This is a genomic window from Bradyrhizobium sp. T-1 (genome assembly GCF_053592855.1).
Genome location: NZ_CM132115.1, coordinates 39130 through 58021, shown reverse-complemented (window position 1 = coordinate 58021; position 18892 = coordinate 39130). Strand labels below are relative to the sequence as shown.

The following is an 18892-nucleotide window of genomic DNA, read 5'->3' as shown; positions in this document are numbered from 1 at the left end:
GTTTCTGGGGTCGCGGAGCGATTACTCGCCGGCCGCTTCGCGCGGAGCCTTGTCGCCCTCGCCGCCCTTGTCCTTGCCTTCGAGGTCTTCGCCGGTGGTCTGGTCGACGACCTTCATCGACAGGCGGGTCTTGCCGCGATCGTCGAAGCCGAGCAGCTTGACCTTGACCTTGTCGCCTTCCTTGACGACGTCGGAGGTCTTCTGCACGCGCGCCGAAGCGAGTTGGCTGATGTGAACGAGACCGTCCTTGGAGCCGAAGAAGTTCACGAAGGCGCCGAACTCCATCACCTTGACGACGGTGCCGTCATAGATCTGGCCGACTTCCGGATCGGACGCGATCGACTTGATCCACTTGATCGCGGCCTTCATCGCCTCGCCGTCGGAGGAGGCGACCTTCACGGTGCCGTCGTCCTCGATGTTGACCTTGGCGCCGGTCTTCTCGACGATCTCGCGGATCACCTTGCCGCCGGTGCCGATCACTTCGCGGATCTTGTCGGTGGCGATCTTGAAGGTCTCGATGCGCGGCGCGTATTCGCCGAGCTCGGCGCGGGCGTTGGTCAGCGCCTTCGCCATCTCGCCGAGGATGTGGATACGCCCATCCTTGGCCTGGGCGAGCGCGACCTTCATGATCTCTTCGGTGATGCCCTCGATCTTGATGTCCATCTGGAGCGAGGTGATGCCCGCTTCCGTGCCGGCGACCTTGAAGTCCATGTCGCCGAGATGGTCCTCGTCACCGAGGATGTCCGAGAGAACCGCGAAGCGCTTGTCTTCGAGGATCAGGCCCATCGCGATGCCCGCAGTCGGCCGCTTCAACGGCACGCCGGCGTCCATCAATGCGAGCGAGGCGCCGCACACAGAAGCCATCGACGAGGAGCCGTTGGACTCGGTGATCTCGGAGACCACGCGGATCGTGTACGGGAACTCGTGATGCGGCGGCAACACCGGGTGGATCGCGCGCCAGGCAAGCTTGCCGTGGCCGATCTCGCGGCGCTTGGTGCCGCCGAGGCGGCCGGTCTCACCGACCGAATAGGGAGGGAAGTTGTAGTGCAGCAGGAACGTCTCTTTGTACGTTCCAGACAGCGCGTCGATGTACTGCTCGTCCTCGCCGGTGCCGAGCGTGGTCACGACCAGGCCCTGGGTCTCGCCGCGGGTGAACAGCGCCGAACCGTGAGCGCGGGGCAGCACGCCGACTTCGGCGATGATGTTGCGCACGGTCTTGGAGTCACGGCCGTCGATGCGCTTGCCGGTGTCGAGGATGTTCCAGCGAACGATCTTCGCCTCGAGCTCCTTGAACACGGCGCTGATGCGCAGCTTGTCGTATTTCGGCTCCTGCCCTTCGGGGAAGTAATGGGCGATCACCTTTTCCTTGACCTTGCCGACCGCAGCGTAGCGATCCTGCTTGACCGGAATGGCGTAGGCGGCGCGCAGCTCCTGCTCGACGAGGCCGAGCATGTCCTTCTCGAGCGCCGAATTGTCGATGACGGTGACTTCGCGCGGCTCCTTGGCGGCCTTCTCGGCAAGCTCGATGATCGCATTGATCACCGGCTGGAAGTGGCGGTGACCGAACATCACGGCGCCGAGCATGATGTCTTCGTTCAGCTCCTTGGCTTCCGATTCCACCATCAGCACGGCGTCGGCGGTACCGGCGACGACCAGGTCGAGCTGGGTGTCGACCATCTCGTCGAGCGTCGGGTTGAGGATGAACTCGTCATTGGCGAAGCCGACGCGGGCAGCGCCGATCGGGCCCTTGAAGGGCGCGCCAGACAGGGTCAGCGCGGCCGAGGAGGCCACCAGCGCGACGATGTCGGGATCGTTCTCCATGTCGTGCGACAGCACGGTGGCGATCACCTGGGTCTCGTTGCGCCAGCCGTCGACGAACAGCGGACGGATCGGACGGTCGATCAGGCGGGAGACCAGCGTCTCCTTCTCGGTCGGACGGCCCTCGCGCTTGAAATAGCCGCCGGGAATGCGGCCGGCTGCGTAGGTCTTTTCCTGGTAGTCGACGGTCAGCGGCAGGAAGTCGACGCCTTCACGCGGCGATTTCGCGGCGACGACGGTGGCGAGCACCACGGTCTCGCCGTAAGTGGCGATGACGGCGCCGTCGGCCTGGCGTGCGATCTTGCCGGTTTCGAGCTTGAGGGGACGTCCGCCCCAGTCGATCTCGACCGAATGCTTATTGAACATAGATGTCTTCTTTCATGGGTTCTCGAAAGAAGGACGGCTCGAAAAACAAAAACCATGCGCAAGATTGCGGGGCGCTGATCGAAGCGGGTGATCAGCGTCCTGCGATCCTGCCATGGTTTTTGGATTTCGGATGGCGTCCATCCTCTCGGGTCATACGGGCGCCTTGCCCGTTGTGCCCAGCCGCCGGATTGCTGCTGGACTGTCAGTCGGCACGAACGCGAACACCGAACCGCGGCCTTCGCTCATCATGCCCGGATGCGAATCGTCAACGGCCCGCATCCGACGCGCACGCAGCCTCGATCAAAAACCTTTAAACAAACGCTTTCGTTCGAAACCACGCGCGAAAACGCGCGCCGATGGCGCGCGCAGGAACTCTTAACGGCGAATGTTGTGCTTCTCGAGCAGCGCCTTGTACCGCGACTCGTCCCGCTTCTTGAGATAGTCGAGCAGCGAGCGGCGGGTCGAAACCAGCTTCAAGAGGCCGCGACGCGAATGGTTGTCCTTCACGTGGGTCTTGAAATGGTTGGTCAGGTTGTTGATGCGTTCCGACAGGATCGCGACCTGAACCTCGGGCGAACCGGTATCACCGGCCTTGGTGGCATTCGTCTTGATGACTTCCGCTTTGCGTTCTGCGGCAATCGACATCGTCAATTTCTCTCGTTGCGACCGGTTGAGGCAGTCAGACCGGTCAGGTTGAACACACGCTTGGGGATGATTTCGCCATTGCCAACTTCAGCAAGCGCCAAAAGACGGCCTGCCACCGTGACATAGACTGTGCCGCTACAAGTGGGCGCATCCCGTCCGCGCAATAAAACGGCTTGGCCCCGATGGAGCCTTGCCGCATCAGCCCGAGTGACGGCCAGTGCCGGGATGTCGTCCAGCGCGGTCTCAACGGGCATTAGCGCGTCGGCGAGGCTGCCCTCGCCGGACGCGGCTCTATCGCACAAAGCCTCCAGCTGATCCAGCGGAATCATGTCGTTCTCGTCAAATGGGCCGACCAGGGTCCGCCGCAGCGCGCAGATATGGCCGAAAGTGCCGAGAATTCGGCCCATATCGCGAGCCAGCGCCCGGACATAGGTGCCCTTGCCGCATTCGGCCTCGAACACGGCTCGGTCGTTATCCGGTTGATTTACAAGGGTTAATTGGTGAATCTCAACCGGACGGGGCGCCAGCTCCACGACCTCGCCGTCCCGGGCAAGGTCGTAGGCGCGCTCACCCTGGACCTTGATTGCCGAATAGCGCGGGGGAACCTGCTCGATCACCCCGGTGAAACGGGGCAGCAGGGCTTCGATGGCCTCCCGGGTCGGACGCTGGTCCGAGGTCGCGGTGACCTGGCCCTCGATGTCGTCGGTGTCACGCTCCTCGCCCCAGCACACGGTGAACTGGTAGCGCTTGCGGCCGTCCATGACGAAGGGAACCGTCTTGGTGGCTTCGCCAAGCGCGATCGGCAGGCCGCCGGAGGCGAGCGGGTCGAGCGTGCCGGCATGGCCCGCGCGCTTGGCGTTGAACAGGCGCTTGAGCACGGCGACGGCCTGTGTCGAGGTCATGCCGATCGGCTTGTCGAGCACGACCCAGCCGTGGACGTCGCGCCGGTCGCGGCGCGGCTGGTTGCCCTTCTGCTTGCCCGCGCGCGGATCGTTGTTGACGCGACGCGCCTGCTGATGCGGCTGAGCATTGTCGCCGAGATCTGCAAAATTATTTTTTTGCAGATCGCGCGTATCGGCCTCTTCGCTGCCGATCGTGCCGTGAGCCGGGTCCATCATCATCGCTCTTCTTCCCGATCCGAATCCGGATCCTGTTCCAGATTCTTGTCCAAGTCCTTCTGCACCGCAGGTGTTCTCAAAAGCTTCTCGATCCGTTCCGCTTCGTCGAATCGTTCGTCGACGCGGAAGCGAATGTCAGGTGCAAATTTCAGGTTAACGCGCCGCGCGACTTCGCCGCGCAGGAATTTCTTGTTGCGATCGAGCGCAGTGATGACGAGCTCGGTGTCGCGGCCACCGAGCGGCATCACGTAGATTGTCGCGAGCTTCAGGTCGGGCGACATCCGCACCTCCGGCACGGTGATGATGTGGCCTTCGAGGTCCGCATCATGCACGCTGCCTTGCGCCAGAATCTCGGCTATCGCGTGGCGAACCTGCTCGCCGACGCGCAGCTGGCGCTGCGAGCCGCCGGGCGCGGAACTTTTTTTCTGATGATGGCGCGGCATGGTCGAAAATCACCTCGTCGTGCCCGCGTTCGGGACACGAGCATTGGCATTTGTCCTGTTGAAACGAATGGGGTGTGGATGGCCGGAAAAAATCCGGCCATCGCACTCCCGCAATTTCAGCTCAAAAAGATCCGGGCGCTTCGGTAAGATTTGGACTTACAGGGAGCGCTGGATCGTCTCCACACGGTAACACTCGATCACGTCACCGGCACGCATGTCGTGATAGTTCTCGAAGGCCATGCCGCATTCCTGACCGGACTGGACTTCCTTCACTTCGTCCTTGAAGCGCTTCAGCGTCGACAGCTTGCCTTCGTGCACGACGACGTTGTCGCGGATCAGGCGCACATTGGCGCCGCGTTCCACGGTGCCGTCGGTGACGCGGCAGCCGGCGACCTTGCCGACCTTGGAGATGTTGAAGATCTCCAGGATCTCGGCATTGCCCAGCATGGTTTCGCGCAAGGTCGGCGCGAGCAGGCCGCTCATCGCCTTCTTCACGTCGTCCACGAGGTCGTAGATGATGTTGTAGTAGCGGATCTCGATGCCGTTACGCTTGGCGGCAGCGGCAGCTTCCTTGTTCGCACGAACCGAGAAGCCGATGATCGCGGCGTTGAAGCCCTCCGCGAGCGTCACGTCGGATTCCGAGATGCCGCCGACGCCGGCATGCAGGATGCGGGCGGCGACTTCGTCGGTGCCGAGCTTCTCCAGCGAGCCGAGGATCGCTTCCAGCGAGCCCTGCACGTCGGCCTTGACGATCAGCGGGAATTCCTTGCGGCCCGCCGTCTTCAATTGCGACATCATCTGCTCGAGCGAACCGCGCATGCCGGAGATCGAGGCTGCCGCATTCTCGCGCTTCTGGTGCGCGCGGTAGCTGGTGATCTGGCGGGCGCGGGCTTCGTTCTCGACGACCGCGAGACGGTCGCCGGCTTCCGGCGGGCCGTTGAAGCCGAGCACTTCGACCGGCACCGAGGGGCCGGCCTCGTCCACGGTCTCGCCCTGATCCGAGATCAGCGCGCGCACGCGGCCCATCTCGGCGCCGGCGACGATGATGTCACCGACACGAAGCGTGCCGCGCTGGACCAGCACGGTCGCAACCGGACCGCGGCCGCGATCGAGCTTGGCTTCGATCACGGTGCCTTCGGCCGGACGCTCCGAATTGGTCTTCAGCTCGAGGATGTCGGCCTGCAGCGCGATCATCTCGAGCAGCTTGTCGAGATTGGTCTTGTTCTTGGCGGACACTTCGACGTCGACGACTTCACCGCCGAAGGACTCCACCTGCACCTCGTGCTGGAGCAGCTCGGTGCGCACGCGCTCGGGCTTGGCATCGGGCTTGTCGATCTTGTTGATGGCGACAATGATCGGCACGCGGGCCGCCTTGGCGTGATTGATGGCTTCGACCGTCTGCGGCATGACGCCGTCATCGGCGGCGACCACCAGCACGACGATGTCGGTCACCTTGGCGCCGCGGGCGCGCATCGCGGTGAACGCGGCGTGGCCGGGCGTGTCGATGAAGGTGATCTTCTTGCCGCTTTCGGGCGACAGCACCTGATAGGCGCCGATATGCTGGGTGATGCCGCCAGCTTCGCCGGAGACCACGTTGGCATGGCGGAGCGCGTCGAGCAGCGAAGTCTTGCCGTGGTCGACGTGACCCATCACGGTCACCACCGGCGAACGCGTCTCGGTGTCGGTGGAATCGTCGACCTGGTCGAACAGGCCTTCCTCAACGTCCGACGCGGCGACGCGCTTGACGGTGTGGCCGAGCTCTTCGGCGATCAGCTGCGCAGTGTCGGCGTCGATCACGTCGGTGATCTTGTGCATCGCGCCCTGCTTCATCAGCATGCGGATGACGTCGACCGCGCGTTCGGACATGCGGTTGGCGAGCTCCTGGATGGTGATCGCTTCCGGAATGACGACTTCGCGGATCAGTTTTTCCTTCGGCTCGTTCGAGGCGTGGCCCTTCAGGCGCTGGGTGCGGCGGCGGAACGAGGCGATCGAACGCTCGCGTACCTCGTCGGCATTGAGAGCAGTCACGACCGTCAGGCGGCCGCGCTCCTTCTGCGGGCCGGGCTTGTGTGTGGGCTTGGGAGCCACCACAGGACGCGCAGCGCCGCCGGGACCGCGACGGACCTGGCGCGGACCATCGTCCTCGTCCGGTCCGGCCGCAACTGCGGGAGCGCGACCCAGCGGGCCGCCTGCCGGCCGCGCGGTGGTCGTTCCGGGGCGCGCGGTCGTTGTTCCCGGGCGTGCCGTGGTGGTGGCGCCGGGACGCGCTGCAGGCGCGCCGGGACGCGGCGCGGGAGCGGCCGGGGCTGCCGCTGCAGCGGGACGGGGAGCGGAGGGCTGCTCGCCTTCGCCAAAACGCTTCTTGGCCTCGGTCTCGGCCTTGCGCTTGGCTTCGTCCTCGTGACGATGGCGCTCTTCCTCGGCCTTGCGGCGGGATTCGGCGGCTTCGCGCTCGGCGCGCTCGGCCGCCTCACGGACGGCGCGGCGCTGGGCCTCTTCCTCGGCCTGGCGGCGCTCTTCGACTTCACGGACCTTGGCGTCAGCAAGCGCGCTGGCGCGGGCGGAGCGTTCGTCCTCGGTCAGCGTACGCAGCACGACGCCGGAGCCGGCATTGCGCGGCGGTGCCGGACGTGAAGGGGCGGGCGCAGGCGCGGCCGGCGCCGGCTTTGCGGCGACCTCGGGGGCCTGCGGCTCAGGGGTGCCGTCGATGCGGCGCTTGCCGCGCTTCTCGACCACGACCTGCTTGCTGCGGCCATGGCTGAAGCTCTGGCGCACAGTGCCCGTTTCGACGCGCGGCTTGAGCGATAGCGTCTTGCTCGGAACGCTCAGCTTCTTGTCGCCAGGGGTCTTGGTATCAACCATTCAGCAGTCCTAATCCTGATTTATCAGTGTTGTGCGTTGCCGCACCGTCCTATCGGGTCGTCGTTTGTCTTCAGAAATCCTGGCCGTGCTTTTCGGCAGTCTTGTCATCGTCCGCCAGCCGGTATCGGACCAGCATCTGGCTACGTGACAGGAATGTCTTGCTCGCCGGGCCCGCGAGCAGGGCAGCATGTATCACATTTGACCGGGTGAGTGCCAAATCCAATTCTGCAGATTTCAATGCGGTGACGACGGGAATCGGCGGCCGAATACCGTGATTTCCGTCATTTTGCCGCGCCAGCGTGTCCAATTTACGGATTCCGTCCGCGGCCCCGTCGCTGGCATGGATCAGGACCTCGACCGTGCCTTCCCGCAGGGCGCTTTCGACCTTGCCGAAGCCGGCGACGATCTGCCTCGCCTTGGCGGCGATCCCAAGGGCTTCGGTCACGCTCCGAACCAGGAGCGCCTCGATGTCGGCGGGAAGCGTCGGAGAAATGCGCAGGTCGCGCTTGAAGGCTTTGGTAAATTGGTGACGGCGGACGGCTTCCGCAACCACCCGTCGCGACGCCGTGACCCACATGCCCCGTCCGGGCAGCTTGCGCTTGAGATCGGGAACTATCTCGCCCCCGGGCGCTACGACGAAGCGGATCAGCTCGTCGATCGGCCGGACCTCGCGGCTGACCGCGCACATACGCATGGTCGCGGACCTTTCGGTCCGCGGTCCATGGTCGAGTTCGCTGTCAGTGCTGGCAAGCATCCGGGCGACATCCTCCTTCGCCTTCTAAGTCGCGTGTTCTTTACGCAAAATCGGTCTCCACTCTTGCTGAACACGCCTTAAGCCGGCTGGTCTTCGGTCGCGCCAGCCTCTTCGGCCGGCTTGGCGAGATCAGCCTCGGTGATCCAGCCGGCCTTGACGCGGGCCTGCATGATCATGGCTTCCGCATCGTCGCGGGAGATGCCGAGGCCGTCGAGCGCGCCGGCGAACTTGGTCTGCTCGCCGCCTTCCTTGCGCTCGGTCCAGCCGACCAGATCGTCGGTGGCGCAGCCGGCGAGGTCCTCGACCGTCTTGATGTCGTTCTCGCCGAACTTCACCAGCATCTTCGAGGTGACGCCGGGCACGTCCTTCACGGCATCCTCGACGCCGAGTTCCTTGCGCCTTGCCTCGATCTCGGCTTCCTGCTGATCGAGATATTCGCGGGCGCGGCTCTGCAGCTCCTGTGCAGTCTCCTCGTCGAAGCCCTCGATGCCGGCGAGCTCCTTGAGGTCCACCATCGCGAGTTCCTCGACCGAGGTGAAGCCTTCGGAGGCAAGCAGCTGGCCGACCACCTCGTCGACATTGAGCGATTCCATGAAGACGCGGGTGGAGTTCTCGAAATCGGCCTGGCGGCGCTCCGATTCTTCCTGCTCGGTCAGGATGTCGATGTCCCAGCCGGTGAGCTGCGAGGCGAGGCGGACGTTCTGGCCGCGACGGCCGATCGCCAGCGAGAGCTGGTTGTTGGTGTCGGGCACCACGACCTCGATGCGCTCGCGGTCTTCGTCGATGACGACCTTGGATACTTCGGCCGGCGCCAGCGCGTTCACCACGAAGGTCGCGATGTCGGGCGACCAGGGAATGATATCGATCTTCTCGCCCTGCAATTCGTTCACCACGGCCTGCACGCGCGAGCCGCGCATACCGACGCAGGCGCCGACCGGATCGACCGAGGAATCGCGGGAAATCACGCCGATTTTCGCGCGTGAGCCCGGATCGCGGGCGACCGCCTTGATCTCGACGATGCCGTCATAGATTTCCGGGACTTCCTGCGCGAACAGCTTCGCCATGAACTGCGGATGGGTGCGCGAGAGGAAGATCTGCGGACCGCGGGTCTCGCGGCGGACGTCGAAGATGTAGGCGCGGACGCGGTCGCCATTGCGGAAGACTTCGCGGGGCAGCATCTCGTCGCGGCGGATGATGGCTTCGCCACGGCCGAGATCGACGATCACGCTGCCATATTCGACGCGCTTGACGACGCCGTTGACGATGTCGCCGATGCGGTCCTTGAATTCCTGATACTGCCGGTCACGCTCGGCCTCGCGCACCTTCTGCACGATCACCTGCTTGGCCGACTGCGCGGCGATGCGGCCGTATTCCAGCGGCGGCAGCGTGTCGGCAATGGTATCGCCGACCTGGGCGCCGGGATTGGCGCGCTGCGCGTCGATGAGCGAGATCTGGTTGGAGTGGTTTTCGACCTTGTCGACGACCAGCATGTGGCGCGACAGACGGAGCTCGCCCTTCTTCGGGTCGATCTCGGCGTGAACGTCAGTCTCGCTGCCGTAGCGGGCGCGCGCCGCCTTGGCGATGGCATCTTCCATCGCCGCGATGACGATGCCGCGGTCGATCGATTTCTCGCGGGCGACGGCGTCGGCGATCTGGAGCAACTCAAGTCGATTGGCGCTGACTGCCATGGCTAGTCTCCTTCGTCAGGCTCGATCTCGCCACGCCGCGCGCGTTCGGCGGCAAGGCGATGTTTCTTTGTATTGGTCGGGGCCGGCTTCTTCTTCGGCTTGGTGTTCTTGGTGGTTTTTTCGCTGATCTTCGCGTGCGCCGGCTGCGGCGGCTCAAGGCCGAGATCCCTGCGCATCTGGCGCTCCTCGGCCTTGCCGCGGCGCATGGATTCCGCGATCAGCTCGTCGGTCAGCACCAGCCGCGCCTCGCCGATGTCTTCCATCGTCAGGAGCACGTCGGCGTCATCGCCCGCCTTGGCGTCGTCGCGATGAAGATGGACGCGGTCGCCTTCGACGGCACCGAGCGTGCCGCGGAACCGCTTGCGGCCTTCATGGGCGACGGCCATCTCGACCTTGACCAGATGGCCGGAATAACGCTCGAAATCGGAACGGCGCACCAGCGGACGGTCGATCCCCGGCGAGGAGATTTCCAGCCGATAGGCACGGTCGATGGGGTCGGCGACGTCGAGCACCGGCGACAGCGCCCGCGAGATTGCCTCGCAATCCTCGAGCTGCATCGAGCCGTCCGGCCGTTCGGCCATGATCTGCACGGTGCACCCGGATTCCCCGGAAATGCGGATCCGCACCAGGCGATAGCCCATGCCCTCAAGCACTGGGCCTGCGACCGCCGACACCCGTGCCGCCACGCCCGGCTCAACCACGAGCCTCGGCTCGGCCAGCAACTCGGCATCGGTGGAACCAGTGTTCGGTTCGGTCATATCAGGGGTCAAGGCGCTCGATGGTCTCGATGGTTAAGGCTCCGTTAAAACATCAGAGCCCACTTCGGAACTTTCCCGACAGCCCGCCGGGCAGCATCTTCCGCCGAGCCGCGTTCAGGTAATAAAAAAGAGCGGGTCCTTTCGGGCCCACTCTCACTACGCGGATCGTATGAGAAGATGAATTGGCGCTGATATAGCCCTTTCTGCCCGCCCGGACAAGGGCCCTTGCAGCGGGATGCGGGCTTTTTGCGCCCCGGGAGGCCGCCCGGGCAGCAACGCTTCCTTCATGAAGCCGGCCTAAATTTCGAGCTTGTGGGGCGGCTTGAGCTATGGCGCGCCCACGGCGTGCCAGATTCGAGTTGCGTTTCATGACCGTTGCCACGTCGCTCATTCCCGGACTGGACGATATCGTCAAACGCGGTGATCCCCGGCGTCGTGGCGAGATCGCGAGCGCCATTGCCGCGCTGTTCTTTCAGGACGCCTCGAGACTTCGTCCCGAGCTCATCGATCTCTTCGACAATCTCCTGATCGATCTCGTCCCGCATGCAGAGCTTGCCGCGCGCGTCGATCTCGCCGAGCGCTTCTCGCGGCTGGACAATGCGCCGCCTCATCTGGTGGGCCAGCTCGCCCGCGAGAACGAGATCATGGTGGCGGGCCCGGTCCTGCGCCGCTCGCCGGTGCTCGATGAAGCCGCTCTCGTCGAGATCGCCCGGCTGAAGGGCCAGGGCCATCTGCTGGCGATGACGGAGCGGCCGACCCTGTCGATGCAAATTACCGACGTGCTGGTCGAGCGCGGCGATCGCGACGTGGTGCGCCGCGCTGCCGGCAATGCAGGCGCCGCTTTCTCGCCGGGCGGTTATTCGGAGCTGATCAAGCGCGCGAGCCAGGATGGCGTGCTGACGCTCAAGATCGGCCAGCGCGCGGATCTCTCGGGCGAGAACCTCAAGGAGCTGCTGGACGGCACGCTCGACGTCATTCGCCGCCGCCTGTCGACCGTGGTCAATCCGACGCGCCAGGTCGAGATCAAGCGCGCCATGGCCGCGATCGAGGAAGCTTCAAGGCCGGCCGGCCCGCGGCGCGATTTTTCGGACGCGCAACGCACGGTGCTCGGCCTGCATCGCGGCGGTCATCTCGGCGAGAGCGCGCTGCTCGGCTTCGCAAAGGCGCACAAATACGAGGAATCGGTCGCTACGCTCTCGGCGATGGCCGGCGTCAGGCTTCCGATCCTCGATCGCCTGATCTCGGGCGACCGCTATGATCCGATCCTGATCCTCGGCCGTGTGCTCAATCTCGGCTGGCCCACGGTGCGCGCGCTGATCCTGATGTGGTACGGCCCGCAGCGCACGCCGGCCGATGCCGATCTTGAAGCGGCGCGGATGAACTTCACCCGCCTGATGCCGGCGACCGCCGAGCGCGTGGTGAATTTCTGGCGCAACCGGCAAACGATCTAAGATCATTTCGCCAATCATTCCGGGGCGCGCGAAGCGCGAACCCGGAATCTCGAACTTCCGGGTTCGATGCTGCGCATTTCCCCGGAACGACAATCATTTCCGCCTGAACCGCAGATACGCCGCCTTGCGGCCCTCGCGCGCAGCTTTTCGTCCATATCGCGTCATGGTGTAGCCGGCCCAGGGCTGGCGGAAATCATCGGCGCGTTCTGCAAGCCACTGGAAGTCCGGCGCGCGCGCAAGATGCGACAGCGTCCAGGCGCAGTAATCGTCGATATCGCAGACGAAGCGGAATTCGCCGCCCGCCTTCAGCACGCGCGCCATCGCTGCGATCGTGCGGTCCTGAACGAAGCGCCGCTTCCAGTGCCGCCGTTTCGGCCAGGGATCGGGATGGATCAGGTCGATCCGCGACAGCGATGCATCAGGCAGCCAGGCCAGCAGCTCGGCGGCGTCGCCGGCGAACAGGCGGATGTTGGCGATGTTGGCGGCCTCGATCTGCGCGAGGATCTTGGCCATGCCGTTGACATAGGGCTCGCAGCCGATGAAGCCCGTCGTCGGAAAGGCCTGCGCCTCCGCGGCGAGATGCTCGCCGCCGCCGAAGCCGATCTCGAGCCGCAGCTCCTCGGCCGCGGGATCGAAGATCTCGGCGGCATGCGCCGGAGCCGGCGTCGTGATGTCGAGGACGAGATGCGGCAGCAGATGATCGACCAGCTCGGCCTGATGCTGCCTGAGCTTGTGGCCCTTGCGACGCCCGAAGAAGGCGCGCTCGCCGTCCGCGCGATCGGGGTCTGATTTGCGTTCGCTCATCGCAGCGTCTGGTACAGGCGATGGAGCAGCCGCGCGCGCGGTTCGAGCGAGGAAACGTAGAGCTGCTCATAATGGGTGTGGGCGCCTTTGCCGTCGACGCCGAGCCCGTCCAGCGTGCCGGTATACGGCGCGGTGAAATTGCCGTCCGAGCCGCCGCCGGTGTGGGTGTCGATCAACTCGAAACCGAGCTCCGCGGCGAGCGTCTTCGCATGTTCGTAGAGCGAGGCGCCCGCATTGCCCTTCTCGTAGGGCGGACGGTTGAGCTCGCCGGTCACGGTGACGGTCACGCCATCAGTCTTCGACGTCAGCCCGAGAATCCTGCCGACGAATTCGTCCGCATCGTTGATCCCAGGCACGCGCAGATCGACCTCGGCATAGGCCTCTTCCGGCGTGACGTTGGGGCGCGTGCCGCCGCGTACCACGCCGACATTGACGGTGACGCCGCGCTGCAGATCGTTCATCCCTTCCAGCGTCTGGATGACGTTGGCAAGCTCGCGCACCGCGCTGCGGCCGTCTTCGGGGCGCGAGCCGGCATGGGCGGGCACGCCCTTGATGAAGATCTGGAAGCGTCCGACGCCCTTGCGCCCGGTGACGATCTTGCCGCCGTCGCGCGCCGGCTCCGTCACCAGCACATATTTGGCCTTGCGTCCTTCCGCCTCGATGAGTGCGCGCGAAGTCGGGCTACCGATCTCCTCGTCGGAGGTGAACAGATGGGTGATGCCAAGCGGCGGACGGTCGGGCGCGGCGCAAAGCTCGCGAAAGGCGTGATAGGCGATGTAGGCGCCGCCCTTCATGTCGTAGATGCCGGGACCGAACGCGCTGTCGCCTTCGACCTTGAAGGGCAGCCGCGTGATGAAGCCCATGGGATGGACGGTATCGAGATGACTGAGCACCAGGATACCGGGCCGGTCCTGGCCCCAGGTCGAACGCACCACGAGATGATCGCCGCAGCCATCGATGCCGGCGACGCGCTCGAGCGTGACGGGCAGATCGTTATAATGGTCGGCAACCATCGAGGTCAGCTTGTTGACCTGTTCGGGCACTTCCGTCGGCGTCTCGATCTCGACCCAGCGGCGGATGCCGGCGAGGATAGTTTGGGTATCGAACGAATTGGAGTTCGCCATGGACGTATCTGTGCCTTTGAATCGTATCATCTGAGCGGAGGCAGCGTGTCACGCGGTCCGCAAATGACGACATAGGCCAGATTTGGCGCAGCCTCAAATCGGAATGAGATCGCGCTTCAGCGCTTGTCCGGGCCTTCGCGGGCGGCGATCTGCTCGACGAGGTCGACGATCGAGCGGCGCAGCTTCGAATCGGTGATTCGGGTGAACGCCTTGGTCAGCGCGAGACCCTCGGAGGTCGCGAGGAAATCGGAGACATAGGAGGGCGACGCACCCTCGGCGAAGCCGTCCGGCCCGGCGACGCCGCTCGGTCCGCCCTCGAACAGAAACGACACCGGCACCTGCAGAATCTCGGCGATTTGCTGGATACGGCTTGCGCCGACCCGGTTCGTGCCCTTCTCGTACTTCTGAATCTGCTGGAATGTCAGGCCCAAAGCTTCACCGAGCTTTTCCTGGCTCATGCCCAACATGATGCGGCGCATACGCACGCGACTGCCGACATATTTGTCAACAGGGTTGGGCGCTTTCGACATTTCCTCAGCCCTCCAAACACCACCCTCGGCGCAATAGAAAGAATTGCCTCAGGTGACAGCGACTCAAAACTTCACTCTGATTGGGGAAACATTGCGGAGAAATTTAGCAATGCACCACTGTCTTGCGCAGTCGGTGCAGAATGGGGAGCCCGAATGCAGTCTGTCAACCGTGGGACCGCGGTTGTCAAAAGTTTCCGGCCGCCTTGCCGGATATCGCTGGCGGTGGCGCGATCAGGGGTGCCGTTTGGCAACACGGCGTCGCACCGCCAAAATCACAGCCAGCGCGACGAGCATGGCTGCGGGGATGTCGCCGACTCTCGCATAGATCGTGGGCGGGATTGCGGTGGGCAGACTTGCATCCAAAATGCCCTCGATCCCGAGGCCGAGGCTGGCCACCGTGCGTCCGACCGGATCGATCACCGCCGAGATGCCGGTATTGGCAGAGCGGACCAGCGGCAATCCGAGCTCGATGGAGCGCATCCGCGCCTGCTCCAGATGCTGGTACGGACCGGTCGAGATGCCGAACCAGCCGTCATTGGTGAGATTGACCATCCAGCCCGGACGCTCGTCACGCGTGCCGATCTCGCCGGGGAAGATCGCCTCGTAGCAGATCAGCGGCAATGCGGGCGGTGCGCCCGGCACCGGCAGCACGTGCCGCACCGTGCCGGGAATGAAGCCGCCGCGGACCCGCGTCAGCTGCTCGAAGCCGAGCTTCTCCATCGTGTCCTGGAACGGGAGATATTCTCCGAACGGCACCAGGTGCAGCTTGTCGTAGACCGCGAGCACGCTGCCGTCATGGTCGATCACGTAGATCGAGTTGTAAGCCCGCGTGATCGGCGTGCCCGGCGGCAGATCGGGAGCGCGGACCGATCCGGTGATCAGCACCGTGCCCTTGGGCAGCAGATCGGCAATCGCGGCCATCGCGTCGGCTTCGCGGGTCAGGAAGAACGGAAAGGCGGATTCCGGCCAGATCAGGATGGTGGCATCGCGCACGCCGGTCGATTGCGGTCCGGAGGCACGGTCCGACAGCGCCAGATATTTCTTCATCACCTCCGCCTTGGCGGAGTAGTTGAACTTGGCGTCCTGCTGCAGGTCCGGTTGCATCAGGCGCAGCTTGGTGCCCGCGACCATCGTGGTCGGATGCAGCGATATGCGAATGGCGCCGAAGATGCCCATGACGACCAGCAGCGCGAGCGCTCCGGCCGGCACGCGCCACGCCAGGCTGCGATCGCGCGTGCGGTCGATCAGGACCGCCGGGCTTGCGAAGATCGCAACCGCGAGGAACGTCATGCCCCACTGGCCGATCAGCGACGCCGTCTGCGCCAGCGCCAGCGGCTCCGACAGCGCATAACCGAAGGCATTCCAGGGAAAGCCGGTGAGCACGTGCCCGCGCAACCATTCACCGACGGTGAGGCTCGCGGCGAGCGCGAGAATGCGGGTGGCATCCTTGGTCCAGAGCAGGCGGGCCAGCGCGAAGCCGATCGCCGTGAAGATGGAGAGATAGGCCGGCAGGCCCAGCACGGCGAACGGCGTCAGCCAGGCGAAGACATCGGCGTCGACGAAGAAGGCGATGCCGATCCAATAGAGGCCGGGGACGAAATAGCCGAGCCCGAACCAGAAACCGGTCAGTGCCGCCGCGGGGACACCGCCGTATTGTCCGGCGCCGGCGCCGTCGATCAGCCAGACCATCACGGGGAAGGTGATGAACAGCACCGGAAAGATATTGAATGGCGCCAGCGCCAGCACCGACAGCGCACCGCACGCCATCGCAAGGAGCGCGCGCTTCCATCCCCAAGTGAGGATGACGGTGAGGGCGATCTGACGAAGGCGCTGGAACGGGCTCACTGCGGGCCGGTCCCGTCGGCAGGCGGCGGAGTCGGCGTGTCACCGGCCGGCGGCTGGCCGCTTTCCGGCGCGGCCTCGCGGCGGCGGCTCTCGCGCTGGGTGCGCGGCGCAGGCCGCTCCTTCCGCGTCGAAATGCGCAGCCGCTTGACGCGGCGCGGGTCGGCGTCGAGCACCTCGACCTCGTAATTGCCGGGGCCCGAGATCACCTCGCCGCGCACCGGCAGGCGGCCGACGAAGCTGACGAGATAGCCGCCGAGCGTCTCCACTTCCTCGCCGGCCTCGCCGGTGACGAAGTCCTCGCCGATCACGGTACGGACGTCGTCGAGGCTGGCGCGGGCATCGGCGATGAAGGCGTTGTCGGGCAGCCGTACGATTGACGGCGGCTCGTCGCTGTCATGCTCGTCGTCGATCTCGCCGACGATCTGCTCGACGATATCCTCGAGCGAGACCAGCCCGTCGCTGCCGCCATATTCGTCGACGACCAGCGCCAGATGGATGCGTGTGGCCTGCATCTGCGCGAGCAGGTCGATCGCGCGCATCGACGGCGGCACATAGAGCAGCTTGCGGATGATTCGCGCGTCCTGCAGCGGCAGCGCGAGGTCCACGGCCTTCAGATCGAGCCCGGCGGGCAGCGGCTTCTTGCGCTTGGTCTTGGTGGCCTCCGACACGCGCGCCCGCGCAGTCATGAAGGCGAGCAGGTCGCGGATGTGGACGATGCCGACGGGATCGTCCAGCGTCTCGTTGTAGACCACGAGGCGCGAATGGCCCGCGCTCTCGAAACGGTCCATCAATTCGCCGAGCGGGATGTCGCGCTTCACCGCGATGATGTCGGCACGATGCACCATGACGTCGGCGATGCGACGCTCGTGCAGGCCGAGGATGTTGCGCAGCATGGTGCGCTCGACCGCCGAGAAGCCGGTGTCGTCGGGCGTCGTCGCGTCGAGCACGACCTGGAGATCGTCACGTACCGATCCCGCCTTCCAGCCGAACAGCGTGCGGATGGCGCGCAGCAGCCAGCCTTCCGCGGTCGGGCGCATGACCTCGCCGGGTGTCACCACGGCCGGCAGATTGGCCGTGTTGCGCGGATTGTCGTGGGTAGGCTCTGAATCCGGCATCTCAGTGCGTCCCCGCGCGGTCTGCATAGGGATCGGGGATGCCGAGGTGAGCCAGGATCTCGGTTTCGAGCGCTTCCATCTCTTCCGCGTCGTCGTCGTTCTCGTGATCGTAGCCGATCAGGTGCAGGAAACCATGCACGGCGAGATGACTCAAATGATGATCGAACGGCTTGTGTTCCTCGTCCGCCTCGCGCCGCATGGTCTCATAGGCGATCGCGATGTCGCCGAGCATGCGCGGCGCATCGCCCGGCTTCCATTCACCCTCCGGCTGGAGCGCGGGAAACGACAGCACGTTGGTCGGCTTGTCCATGCCGCGCCAGTTGCTGTTGAGCGTGCGGATGCCGGCATCATCGGTCAGCATCACGGCCACTTCCGCGTCGGCAACGTCTTCATCGACGGACTCTGCGGCTGCGGCGACGGCGCGCTGGATCACGGTTTCGGCGTCAGGCTCGCTCTGCCAGCAATCGGCGACGACGAGGACCTCGGTGATGGGAAGATTGGGATGCGACATGGCCTTGTTCGGAACGATAAGGCGCCGTGCTCGCGCCGTCCCGCTGTTGTCTCGTCAGGATTTGTTGCCGGCGGGTGGCCGCTGCGGCGACCCTTCATAGGCGGCGACGATTCGTGCCACGAGCTCGTGGCGGATCACGTCCTCGGCTTTGAAATGAACTTGCGCAATGCCTTCGACGCCGCTGAGCAGCCGGGTGGCCTCGGCCAGACCGGAGGTCTGGCCGTTCGGCAAATCGATCTGCGAAGGATCGCCTGTCACGATCATGCGGCTGTTCTCGCCGAGGCGGGTCAGAAACATCTTCATCTGCATCGATGTCGTATTCTGCGCCTCGTCGAGGATGATCGCGGCGTTGGTCAGCGTGCGGCCGCGCATGAAGGCGAGCGGCGCGATCTCGATCTCGCCGGTCTGCAGCGCGCGCTCGACGATGCGTGCGTCCATCAGGTCGTAAAGCGCGTCGTAGATCGGACGCAGATACGGATCGACCTTCTCGCGGAGATCGCCGGGCAGGAAGCCGAGCCGTTCGCCGGCTTCGACCGCCGGCCGCGACAGGATGATCTTGTCGACCTCCTTGCGCTCGAACAATTGCGCGGCATGCGCGACCGCGAGCCAGGTCTTGCCGGTGCCGGCGGGGCCGATGCCGAACACCAGCTCGTGGCGCTTCAGCGCGCGGATGTAGGAGTCTTGCGCGGCCGTGCGGGCGCGCACCGGGCGCTTGCGCAGATTGATGCTATCGAAGGCCGACTTGGCCGATTTGGCGTCGAACTCGAACAGGGACCCTTGTGCGATCACGGCGCGGATCGCGCCCTCGACCTCGCCCTGGTCGACATCCTGTCCCTTCACGGCGTGGGCGTAGAGCGTCTCCAGCACGCGGCGCGCCGCATCGCAGCCGTCGCGCGTGCCGCCGATCGTGATGTGGTTGCCCTTGGAGTCCACGACGACGCCGAGCCGCCGCTCGATCTGCGCCAGGTTCTGGCCGTAGGGGCCGACCAGCGCGGATGCGGCGCGGTTGTCGTCGAAGTCGATGACGACCTGAGTTTCGGGCGGAACTTGCATGTCGCGG

Annotated in this window: 16 protein-coding genes; 1 reads left to right on the top strand and 15 read right to left on the bottom strand. The window is 65.0% G+C overall.

Features of this window, described 5'->3' with window-relative positions; all coding sequences use genetic code 11:
• Nucleotides 1-21: 21 nt before the first annotated feature.
• The 8 genes from pnp to rimP all read right to left on the bottom strand — a co-directional run bounded on the left by pnp (nucleotide 22) and on the right by rimP (nucleotide 10452).
• Nucleotides 22-2184: a polyribonucleotide nucleotidyltransferase gene (gene pnp / locus ACWAT4_RS00245; protein ID WP_212302031.1), complete on the bottom strand. Its 2163-nt coding sequence runs from the start codon at nucleotides 2182-2184 to the stop codon at nucleotides 22-24.
• Between the two features lie 375 nt (nucleotides 2185-2559).
• Nucleotides 2560-2829, bottom strand: a complete 270-nt coding sequence (gene rpsO / locus ACWAT4_RS00240) for a 30S ribosomal protein S15 (protein WP_212302032.1) — start codon at nucleotides 2827-2829, stop codon at nucleotides 2560-2562.
• A gap of 2 nt (nucleotides 2830-2831) precedes the next feature.
• Nucleotides 2832-3950 (bottom strand): tRNA pseudouridine(55) synthase TruB, encoded by a 1119-nt coding sequence (truB, locus tag ACWAT4_RS00235; protein ID WP_212445518.1) that lies wholly within the window; start codon nucleotides 3948-3950, stop codon nucleotides 2832-2834.
• Nucleotides 3947-4390 (bottom strand): 30S ribosome-binding factor RbfA, encoded by a 444-nt coding sequence (gene rbfA, locus ACWAT4_RS00230; RefSeq protein ID WP_212302034.1) that lies wholly within the window; start codon nucleotides 4388-4390, stop codon nucleotides 3947-3949. The genes truB and rbfA overlap by 4 nt, the downstream gene beginning before the upstream one ends.
• Nucleotides 4391-4546: 156 nt before the next feature.
• Nucleotides 4547-7252 (bottom strand): translation initiation factor IF-2, encoded by a 2706-nt coding sequence (gene infB, locus ACWAT4_RS00225; protein ID WP_212424260.1) that lies wholly within the window; start codon nucleotides 7250-7252, stop codon nucleotides 4547-4549.
• A gap of 70 nt (nucleotides 7253-7322) precedes the next feature.
• The gene (locus ACWAT4_RS00220; protein ID WP_212445517.1) at nucleotides 7323-8006 is read right to left on the bottom strand and encodes an RNA-binding protein; all 684 of its coding nucleotides are present in this window, start codon (nucleotides 8004-8006) and stop codon (nucleotides 7323-7325) included.
• Between the two features lie 77 nt (nucleotides 8007-8083).
• Complete coding sequence (gene nusA / locus ACWAT4_RS00215) at nucleotides 8084-9694, bottom strand: transcription termination factor NusA (RefSeq protein ID WP_212424262.1); 1611 nt, start codon at nucleotides 9692-9694, stop codon at nucleotides 8084-8086.
• Between the two features lie 2 nt (nucleotides 9695-9696).
• Nucleotides 9697-10452, bottom strand: a complete 756-nt coding sequence (rimP, locus tag ACWAT4_RS00210) for a ribosome maturation factor RimP (protein WP_212302038.1) — start codon at nucleotides 10450-10452, stop codon at nucleotides 9697-9699.
• Between the two features lie 368 nt (nucleotides 10453-10820).
• Here rimP and ACWAT4_RS00205 point away from each other — a divergent pair, with 368 nt between their 5' ends.
• Nucleotides 10821-11903: a DUF2336 domain-containing protein gene (locus ACWAT4_RS00205; RefSeq protein ID WP_449729561.1), complete on the top strand. Its 1083-nt coding sequence runs from the start codon at nucleotides 10821-10823 to the stop codon at nucleotides 11901-11903.
• Between the two features lie 93 nt (nucleotides 11904-11996).
• On the opposite strand, the gene trmB is transcribed toward ACWAT4_RS00205, so the two are convergent.
• The 7 genes from trmB to ACWAT4_RS00170 form a co-directional block, all read right to left on the bottom strand.
• Nucleotides 11997-12707 carry a tRNA (guanosine(46)-N7)-methyltransferase TrmB gene (gene trmB, locus ACWAT4_RS00200; RefSeq protein ID WP_212302040.1) on the bottom strand — a complete coding sequence of 237 codons (711 nt, stop codon included), beginning with the start codon at nucleotides 12705-12707 and terminating at the stop codon, nucleotides 11997-11999.
• Complete coding sequence (locus ACWAT4_RS00195) at nucleotides 12704-13861, bottom strand: M20 family metallopeptidase (RefSeq protein ID WP_449729560.1); 1158 nt, start codon at nucleotides 13859-13861, stop codon at nucleotides 12704-12706. Before ACWAT4_RS00195 ends, trmB begins: the two co-directional genes overlap by 4 nt.
• Nucleotides 13862-13947: 86 nt before the next feature.
• Nucleotides 13948-14361: a helix-turn-helix domain-containing protein gene (locus tag ACWAT4_RS00190; RefSeq protein ID WP_057746952.1), complete on the bottom strand. Its 414-nt coding sequence runs from the start codon at nucleotides 14359-14361 to the stop codon at nucleotides 13948-13950.
• Nucleotides 14362-14592: 231 nt separating this feature from the next.
• Nucleotides 14593-16206 (bottom strand): apolipoprotein N-acyltransferase, encoded by a 1614-nt coding sequence (lnt, locus tag ACWAT4_RS00185; protein WP_212424266.1) that lies wholly within the window; start codon nucleotides 16204-16206, stop codon nucleotides 14593-14595.
• Complete coding sequence (locus ACWAT4_RS00180; RefSeq protein WP_249149126.1) at nucleotides 16203-17321, bottom strand: hemolysin family protein; 1119 nt, start codon at nucleotides 17319-17321, stop codon at nucleotides 16203-16205. Before ACWAT4_RS00180 ends, lnt begins: the two co-directional genes overlap by 4 nt.
• Nucleotide 17322: 1 nt before the next feature.
• Nucleotides 17323-17832, bottom strand: a complete 510-nt coding sequence (gene ybeY, locus ACWAT4_RS00175; protein ID WP_212302044.1) for an rRNA maturation RNase YbeY — start codon at nucleotides 17830-17832, stop codon at nucleotides 17323-17325.
• 54 nt (nucleotides 17833-17886) lie between these two features.
• Complete coding sequence (locus ACWAT4_RS00170) at nucleotides 17887-18885, bottom strand: PhoH family protein (RefSeq protein ID WP_212302045.1); 999 nt, start codon at nucleotides 18883-18885, stop codon at nucleotides 17887-17889.
• Nucleotides 18886-18892 lie beyond the last annotated feature (7 nt).